At 56.5% G+C, this 8,630-nt stretch carries 7 protein-coding genes and 3 pseudogenes; 8 read left to right on the top strand and 2 right to left on the bottom strand.

Annotated features, from left to right (window positions below):
- Positions 1-125: 125 nt before the first annotated feature.
- Positions 126-1,016 carry a LysR family transcriptional regulator gene (locus tag Q0M74_RS11550; RefSeq protein WP_293954578.1) on the bottom strand — a complete coding sequence of 297 codons (891 nt, stop codon included), beginning with the start codon at positions 1,014-1,016 and terminating at the stop codon, positions 126-128.
- 358 nt (positions 1,017-1,374) lie between these two features.
- Here Q0M74_RS11550 and Q0M74_RS11545 point away from each other — a divergent pair, with 358 nt between their 5' ends.
- The 5 genes and pseudogenes from Q0M74_RS11545 to ccsA all read left to right on the top strand — a co-directional run.
- Entirely contained in the window at positions 1,375-2,952 is a 1,578-nt protein-coding gene (locus Q0M74_RS11545) for an MFS transporter (protein WP_293954576.1), read from the top strand.
- Positions 2,952-4,817, top strand: coding sequence for a bifunctional sugar phosphate isomerase/epimerase/4-hydroxyphenylpyruvate dioxygenase family protein (locus Q0M74_RS11540; RefSeq protein WP_293954573.1), 1,866 nt, complete (start codon positions 2,952-2,954; stop codon positions 4,815-4,817). Before Q0M74_RS11545 ends, Q0M74_RS11540 begins: the two co-directional genes overlap by 1 nt.
- Positions 4,818-4,841: 24 nt before the next feature.
- A complete protein-coding gene (aroQ, locus tag Q0M74_RS11535; protein ID WP_293954571.1) occupies positions 4,842-5,285 on the top strand; it encodes a type II 3-dehydroquinate dehydratase in 444 nt (147 codons plus the stop codon).
- A 10-nt stretch (positions 5,286-5,295) separates the two neighbouring features.
- On the top strand, positions 5,296-6,150 hold the full coding sequence (locus Q0M74_RS11530) for a quinate/shikimate dehydrogenase (NAD+) (protein WP_293954569.1): 855 nt from the start codon (positions 5,296-5,298) through the stop codon (positions 6,148-6,150).
- 26 nt (positions 6,151-6,176) lie between these two features.
- Positions 6,177-6,583: pseudogene (gene ccsA, locus Q0M74_RS11525) on the top strand (cytochrome c biogenesis protein CcsA); the annotation flags it as partial.
- A gap of 173 nt (positions 6,584-6,756) precedes the next feature.
- Here the strand turns inward: ccsA and Q0M74_RS11520 are convergent.
- A pseudogene (locus Q0M74_RS11520) lies at positions 6,757-6,873 on the bottom strand (ribonucleotide-diphosphate reductase subunit beta); the annotation flags it as partial.
- Here Q0M74_RS11520 and Q0M74_RS13920 point away from each other — a divergent pair.
- The 3 genes and pseudogenes from Q0M74_RS13920 to Q0M74_RS11505 form a co-directional block, all read left to right on the top strand.
- Positions 6,874-7,038 (top strand): annotated as a pseudogene (locus Q0M74_RS13920) (helix-turn-helix domain-containing protein); the annotation flags it as partial.
- A gap of 323 nt (positions 7,039-7,361) precedes the next feature.
- Positions 7,362-7,733, top strand: coding sequence for a type II toxin-antitoxin system RelE/ParE family toxin (locus Q0M74_RS11510; RefSeq protein ID WP_293954564.1), 372 nt, complete (start codon positions 7,362-7,364; stop codon positions 7,731-7,733).
- Positions 7,723-8,046, top strand: coding sequence for a helix-turn-helix domain-containing protein (locus tag Q0M74_RS11505; RefSeq protein WP_293954562.1), 324 nt, complete (start codon positions 7,723-7,725; stop codon positions 8,044-8,046). The genes Q0M74_RS11510 and Q0M74_RS11505 overlap by 11 nt, the downstream gene beginning before the upstream one ends.
- The last annotated feature ends 584 nt before the right edge of the window (positions 8,047-8,630 follow it).

Below are 8,630 nucleotides of genomic sequence, written 5' to 3'. Positions count from 1 at the left end.
CTCCCGTAACCCGGGCGATCTTGATCCTTTTATTGAGGCGATTGACGCGGCCTAGCAGGCTGACATCAGTCCGAAGATAACTATGATCCCCTGAACAGCGATGTTCAGGGGATTTTGTGTTGGGGTCAGGGGGAGTCAGGCTCGGTCAAGCGCTGCAGAACTGCCAATAACTCTGGAGAGGGGGTGGGGTTCCAGGTGGCCCAGGTGCGAACCACCAGGTCATTTCCGGAGGCATCCTCACCCTCCAGTGGGATCCATTCCCACCCCGTGAAGTTCAGCTGGGCAGAAGCCTGGGTGGTCAGGGCCACATCAGCATGGACAAGATCAGCGATCAGAGCACTGTAGGAACCGAACTTCCGAAAGATCCAAGTGGCACTCACACCGGCGGACAGCATGGCATTTTTCAAGATTTCTTCTTGGACACGGACCTCACCCCGGGAATGCGCCAGTACCCGTAATCCCTCCATGTCCACAAGTGTTGCTGAATCCCGCCCGGCAAATGCTTCATGCAGGGGGGAGCCAGAGCGGACCACGATACCCAGGCGCTGTTGATGGACCAGGTGGGTGGGAAAGGCTTCACTCTGGCGCCTGGTCAGGGCGATGTCGAGTTCTTTTTGCTTGAGCAGGGATAACTGCTCATCGGTGGGAGCCTCGATGAGGGTAATCCGAAAATTATCCGTCGCGGTGGATAATCGATCCCGCAACCAGGAACTGGGTAATCCTGGAGGTACACCGATATTGATGCTGGTGATGAGGTGCTCCCCGGAACCGATTTCATCTATCACTGACTGCATACGGGCTAGCAGCTCCACGGCCTCCTCATGAAGGGCCTCGCCAGCCCTGGTCAGGTGGACGCCCCGTGAGTGCCGTTCCAGGAGCGGGGCGCCGATCTCTGCTTCCAGGGCGGACATCTGTCTGCTGAGGGTGGGTTGAGAGATATGGAGTTCTTCTGCGGCGCGGAAGATCTGACCATGGCGCACCACTTCAACAAACGACTTCAACTGCTCCAGGTTCATCGACTTGCTCCTGTATAGAAGGCCTGAGAAAAAGATATGTTGAAAATGCATACCATAATTGCGCAATATGCATTTGTACTATAGATCACCGTCACATATCGTGTCACGGACAGGGGTGCACCACACTCCCTATATAGCCGGGAACAGAGAAAGCCACAACCATGGAAGAACATCATCCCGACATGTTTGATCGCCCCGGACCAAGGGGAGATATAAACCAATAGCCTGCAGTGACCGCATCCGGTGCTGGGCCTTGAGGAAGGGAAGGCATCAACACTCACGATGATGCCTCGCCCGGGCGAAGATCTATACGCCTCCAGGCGGTCCTGTTAACGGTCCTTGAAGAAAAGGAACAACGATGAGCAAGAACGTACATGGTTTCCCCACGCCGGATCCACGGGGGCCTGAACATCAGGCCCGGGAAGATGCTCAGGAACGAGATAACCGGGCATCCGTTCAGGAAGAACAGCATAAAACCTCAACAGAGGCCCCGGCGAAAACCCCCAAGAAGGCAGCACTGTCCAGTTGGATCGGTTCAGCCCTGGAATATTATGACTTCGCCGTCTATGGAACCGCTGCAGCGCTAGTTATCAACCAGCTCTTCTTCCCAGAGGACACCGCGCCTGGTGTGGCGATCCTCGCATCCATGGCTACCGTCGGTGTGGCCTATGTCGTCCGTCCTCTCGGTGCCTTGATCATGGGCCCGCTGGGCGACCGTTATGGACGAAAATTCGTCCTCATGCTGTGTCTGTTCCTCATCGGAGCCAGTACCTTCATCGTAGGATGCCTGCCTACCTTCGACCAGGTCGGATACCTGGCACCCGCACTGCTGGTGCTGTGCCGTATCATCCAGGGACTGTCCGCCTCAGGTGAACAATCCAGTGCGATCTCCGTGTCCCTGGAACACGCCACTGAACATCGCCGTGCGCTCACCGCGAGTTGGACCCTGCATGGAACCCAGTTCGGCACACTGTTGGCCACCGCAGTATTCATTCCTTTCACCATCTTCCTCAGCGAAGATGCCCTGATGTCCTGGGGCTGGCGCGTTCCTTTCTGGCTGTCAGCTGTCGTGGTTCTCGTCGCTTTCCTCATCCGACGGGGCCTGGAGGAGCCGCCGGCCTTCCGCGAGAACAAGACTGCCGGTGCCGTATCACCACTGGCACAGACCCTGAAGTATCACAAGGCCGCTGTCGCCCGTGTCGCTGTGGCAGCCATGATCAACTCCGTCAATATTGTGTTCACCGTCTGGTCCCTGTCCTTTGCCACCAACGTGGTGGGGTTGGACCGGTCCACGATGCTGCTGGTGCCGGTTGTCGCCAACTTCGTAGCCCTGCTGACGATTCCGCTCTTCGGTGCTCTTGCCGATCGTTTCGGACGTCGTCCCGTCTTCATCATCGGTGCTCTTGCTGGTGGACTGGCGATGAACGGTTATCTGGGTGCGATCTACTCCGGCAACTGGATCTTGATCTTCATCATGGGAGTGATGATGTCAGGTGTGTTGTACTCAATGGCGAATGCAGTGTGGCCAGCTTTCTACGCAGAGATGTTCCCCACATCGGTGCGCGTCACAGGACTGGCCCTGGGCACCCAGATCGGCTTCGCAGTCTCGGGTGGTTTTGTTCCGGTGATTGCTTCAGTCCTGGCAGGAACCCTGGGAGATGAGTGGCTGCGGGTAGCTATCTTCGTCGCTATTATCTGCCTCATCGCTGCTGTCGCTGCGTTGACCGCACCAGAAACCAAGCACCTCAATCTAGATGAAATTGATGCTCTCCACACCGCCCGCGGGAAAGCGGCAGATCTGGCCAGAAACGGCGCCGGAGGACTCAACACCCGACATACCACCATTGTTGTGGATGCGGACGGCTCCGTCTCCCGCGTGGGAAGAAACACCAGGGAAAATGCTGAAGATCAGAATAACCAGGAGACTGTGAACTGATGCGTACCTCGATAGCCACTGTCTGTCTATCTGGAACACTCGCCGAGAAACTCCGTGCCGCAGCCGATGCGGGCTTTGACGGGGTGGAGATCTTTGAACAGGATCTTGTAGTTTCACCGCATTCACCAGAACAGATCAGGCAACGTGCCGCAGACCTGGGACTCACCCTGGACCTCTATCAACCCTTCCGGGACTTTGAAGGGGTGGAGGAATCCCGTTTTGAGGAGAACCTGCATCGCCTCGAAGCAAAATTCATCCTGATGAACCGTCTGGGCATCGCCACGATCCTTCTGTGCTCCAATGTCGGCACAGCCACCATCAGTGATGATGAAGTTCTCGCGGCCCAGTTACGTCGGGCTGGTGAACTGGCACAGCATTATGGGGTACGCATCGCCTATGAAGCATTGGCATGGGGTCGCTTTGTCAATGATTTTGAACACGCACAACGTCTTGTGGACCTGGCTGATCATCCACATGTGGGAACCTGCCTGGATACCTTCCACATCCTCTCCCGGGGATGGGCCACCGATGCCGTGGAACAGATCGCGGGAGAAAAGATCTTCTTCGTTCAGCTTGCCGATGCCCCCAAACTAAGCATGGACATCCTCTCCTGGTCCCGTCACCACCGGGTTTTCCCCGGGGAGGGAGATTTCGACCTGGTGAAATTCATGACCCACCTGTCCCGGACCGGATATGACGGACCCGTCTCTCTAGAGATATTCAATGATTCCTTTCGGAAGGCGGATGTCACCAGGACCGCAATGGATGGACTACGTTCCCTACGTTGGTTGGAGGACCAGACCTGGCACGCACTGCCAGACCAGGAGCGGGTGGGCCCACTCCAGCTTTCCCCCCTGCCTGAGGTGGCAGAACCAGAAGGCATTGATTTCCTCGAGATCGGCACGGGCAGGCTCGGCGAGACGATCAGGATACTCCATCAATTAGGATTCCAACTGGGCGGCCACCACCGGACGAAATCGGATTACCAGGTATGGACCCAGGGGCCGGTGCGCATCATCATCGGTGACCGAGGCCCCACCGGAGCACCCACCACCATCACAGCCCTGGGTTTTGCCACCCCTGATCCAGCAGCTGCGCAGGAACGTGCCCGACTCCTGAAATCCCAGACCATCGCCCGGGTACAGGCAGCCGGGGAAGCAGAGCTAGCAGGAGTCTATTCCCCGGATGGAACTGAGGTGTACTTCAGCGATATCACTGTTGATGGGTTCCCCACCTGGCTGGGTGAATTCGGTGTGGTCAAAGAAGAAATTCCTGCACAGTCCCTCGTCACCGGGATAGATCACATCAACCTGGCTCAACCCTGGCAACATTATGATGAGACGGTCCTGTTCTACACCTCACTCATGGCCCTGGAAACTCAGGGCCAGGAGGAATTCCCCAGTCCGATCGGACTCATCAGAAATCAGGTCATGAGGTCCCGCAACGGTGTGGTCCGGCTGCTGCTCAGCGCCGCACCCGAAGACGGGGAACAAGGTGACTTCCTCAATGCTGCTTATCCAGAACATATCGCCATCCACACCACCGATATTGTGGCGATGGCCCAGCGCGCACGTCACCGGGGCCTGGAATTTCTACCCGTGCCAGAGAACTACTTTGAAGATCTGCAGGCCCGTTTTAACCTGGCCCCAGAATTCCTGGATACGCTCCGGGAGAACAACCTGCTCTATGACCGAGATGAAGATGGGGAATTCCTACACTTCTACACCGGCACCCTGGGCACCCTGTTCATCGAGGTGGTCGAACGCCGGGGCGGTTTCCAGGGCTGGGGTGAGAATAACGCCCCAGTCCGACTCGCCGCCCAATACCGCACGATCCGTGATGCTGAACGCGGCATCCCCGACTAGACCAACAAGATAAGGGCACCAATTATGACCAGACGCATCCTATTGCTCAATGGTCCCAACCTCAATATGTTGGGTCTACGGGAACCAGAAATCTACGGCACCGCCACCTTGGATGATGTAGTGGCACTGGCCCGAGACCGCGCCAGGGAGCATGGCATTGAGATCGATGCGGTGCAGAGCAACCACGAAGGGGCTCTCATCGATGCGCTTCATGACGCCCGTGGCACCCATATAGGCTGTGTATTTAATCCCGGTGGACTGACACACACCTCGGTAGCACTACATGATGCTGTGAAGGCATCAGAATTACCTACCGTGGAAGTACATATCAGCAACCCCCACGCCCGCGAGGAATTCCGCCACCATTCCTATATTTCCCCCGTTGCACAATCGGTCATCGCTGGTGCCGGCATTGTTGGATATGGTTTTGCCGTTGATATTCTCGCCACTTCTCACATTGGAAGCTAAATAATCTGACATGAACCACAACAGTATTCTCCTCGGCCTGATCGGCGAGGACATCTCCTTATCCCGCACACCTGCCATGCACGAGGCTGAAGGCCTGGCGCAGGGGGCAGCGACGGTCTACCGCCGCATTGATCCCCTCACCGAACGTGCCCGCAACCGTTCCCTGGAAGAACTTTTCGACGCCGCCCGTTTCGCAGGTTTCAATGGACTCAACATCACCCACCCCTTCAAGCAGGCCGTCCTTCCCCTGCTTGATGACATCGCGGAACAGGCCGCCCAGCTGGGAGCAGTCAACACCGTGGTCATTGCTGAAGATGGGCGCACCACCGGCTATAACACCGATGTCACAGGATTTGCCCGTGGGCTCCAGGAGGGATTACCGGATGCCACGATGACCACCGTTGTCCAAGTCGGTGCAGGTGGGGTAGGTAATGCGGTGGCCTATTCACTGGTAACCAATGGGGTGGAACATCTGCAGGTCGCAGACCTGGATATCAACCGCGCCCAGGCACTCGCCTCAAGCATCAACTCCGCCATTGGCCGGGAGGCAGTTCAGGGTGTGGATGCCCGGGGCATTGAAGATGCCATCGCCGCCGCCGATGGAGTGGTCAATGCGACCCCGATGGGGATGTCCACCCACCCTGGAACCGCTTTTGATGTCTCCTGCCTGACATCACGGCACTGGGTGGGGGATGTAGTGTACATGCCCATTGAAACAGAATTACTGCTCACAGCCCAGGAACTGGGATGCCGTACCCTCGATGGCACGCGCATGGCCATCCACCAGGCAGTCGATGCTTTCCGCCTGTTCACAGGGCTGGAACCCAGTGTGGACAGAATGCGGGCAACTTTCCTCGCACAGTAGACACACCCCCTGCATCCGCGGGCCCTGGCGTAGCATCGATGCTACATCTCCTGCGGATAGGGCAGTCGGCTGGTAAAGAAAAGGGATTTTTCGGCGGAGTAGTTGAACCCTTGCCCTCTGTGAAAATGCTGGACAGTATCACATACAAGACCGCCATTATTACTCTGTCGATATTCAGGCTCGGCGTGATCCCGGGAGCGACCCGAACGGAAGCGGCGTGAGGTCGGTTCTGGGGGAGAGGGGCTGGGCCCCACAGGAAACCGTCACATGCATCTCCTGGATCCTCTACGTCGCTTATCGCCACGCGTGGGTCGTAGACTAGCGGGTTTAGCGAGCAGCAATAATTACTGCCCTCACTCTCGTCGGTATGCTATTTAATTTGTTCTTCATCAATATGGTCATTTCCGGACTGCATTCGTATGTAGGTTTGAACGGTGCTGTTGCAAACTCAGCACTCCGATGGTGTGAGCGGCACCGGGTGGTGTTCTGGCCGGAAGGCGGCCGCTTTCCGGCCTCCCCGGCCTCCGTCGGCCCACTGTGTAGACAAAAACCTCCCCGCCCCGGTGTCCGTGGGGCAGGGAGGTCTGCAGGGAGGAACTTTGCGGACTAGAAGTCCCAGTCGTTGTCGGTGGTTTCCTCGGCCGTGCCGATGACATAGGAGGAACCTGAACCGGAGAAGAAGTCGTGGTTCTCATTCGATGACGGATCCAGGGAGGTGTGCACCCCAGTGTGGTTGCCCCGGACAAACTGCGCTTTGCGGAGCATCTGCGCAATGAAGGATTATCAATGCGCGAGGTCGTGGAGAAAACAGGCATTGCCCGCACCACCCTCTACCGGTACCTGCCACCCAGGCCGCACGACACCCACACCGCCGAAACGAGCGGATGAGACCCTACATAAGGGGTTAGGCGCCTGAAGCTGCAGCTAGAAACCTCCGCTTGGAGATCACCTCCACACTTCCCAAAAGCTCTATAGGCACATAGGTATGTGCAGGTAATTAAATCAGTGAAATCCTAGGGGGTTGGCCGTGTCATCATTTGCCGGGCGTTATCTAAGGCGTGAAATCCCACCATCTCGGTGAAAAAGACCCACATATCAAGGTGTCTAGAAAGGACGATAACCGCACCGGCCACATCCCCTCCTACTGAGTCCGTCACCTTGCAACAGCTGCCACTATCGACAATCTATACCGAAACAGATATATTGAAGATATGTCAGTCCCCAAGGAGATCCCCCTCCTTCCAGCCTCCGAGGCCGTCGTCCGTGAGCTGCGGGATCTGCCGAAAGCTATCCAGCAAGAAATTGGATATCAGCTTCAACTGGTTCAATGGGGAAAAGAGCCCACCAGCTGGAAACCAATGCCGGATGTGGGGCCAGGATGCCGTGAGATAAGAGTGACCACCTCAGATGGGATCGCCCGCAGTATCTACCTCTACCTGGGTAAAGATCCTCAATATGTGGTCTGCCTCTGCGCTTTCGTGAAGAAAACCCAGAAGACCCCGAAGAATATTCTCGACACGGCTAAAAAGAGATTGAAGTCAATTAAAGAAGAAATCGACAAGGAGCAAAAAGATGAGCATTAAAGATCGCGCTGGAAATGTATGGGATCTACTTGCCGATACCCCCAGCGAAGCGGAAAACCTTCGCCTCCGGGCACAGCTGATGTCTCGTATTAACGACCGTTTGGAAGAGTTTGGTTGGTCGCAGAGAACTGCCGCCAGCAACCTCGAGCTCACTCAGCCCCGGGTTTCCGATCTGGTTACTGGCAAGATCAGTAAGTTTTCGCTGGACGCACTGGTAAACATCGGGATCAAGGTAGGTGTCCATCTCCGGGTGGAAAGTGAAGACGCCCAAGACACTCACCGGGCACCACAACAAGGTGTTGCTCTCCTTTAACCAGCAGCTAGGCGCTGTCATCATGGTGGGAGACGCCCCTTTTTCACCGGTGCTGTTGCACACTTCAGGTTCAGAGCCATTGGTGACCCCCGTTGTTCATCCTCTAATACTCGCTGCGTGACAGCACAGATTCATAGCGCTGATTGCGCGATAAAAACAGAGCCTTCTTGGCCTCCTGCCCGAAGTGTGCAACAGCACCGTCGGCGACCTTTGCAGCAGGACACTAGCCCGAATTTCTTACGTGGGGTTACAGCCCGGCAGTTCATTGCGTGTGACTGATTCCGTGGTCAAGAGCTGGAGTGGCGTGCCTGAACTCCCGCTCATTCACACAGCTGGCGGAAGCTCCCTCATGCGGCTCCAGTAGCCGAATAACGGCATCACGGTGTAGACAACAGGGATCAAGAAATAAGGTGCTGTTGCAAAGTTGGGGCAGTAGGAAGAGCGACGTGAAATAATCAGAGCCATGGGTATCTTCTCCGGTCGTCATTTCCCCCGTGACATCATTCTGTGGGCAGTGCGCAGGTCACTGCCGCTACGGGGTGAGCTGACCTAAGACCTGGAGGAAATGATGACTTCAGCGGGGC

It is taken from the genome of uncultured Corynebacterium sp. (genome assembly GCF_945649885.1).
Lineage (GTDB): Bacteria > Actinomycetota > Actinomycetes > Mycobacteriales > Mycobacteriaceae > Corynebacterium.
This window is presented reverse-complemented; position numbering and strand designations above follow the sequence as displayed.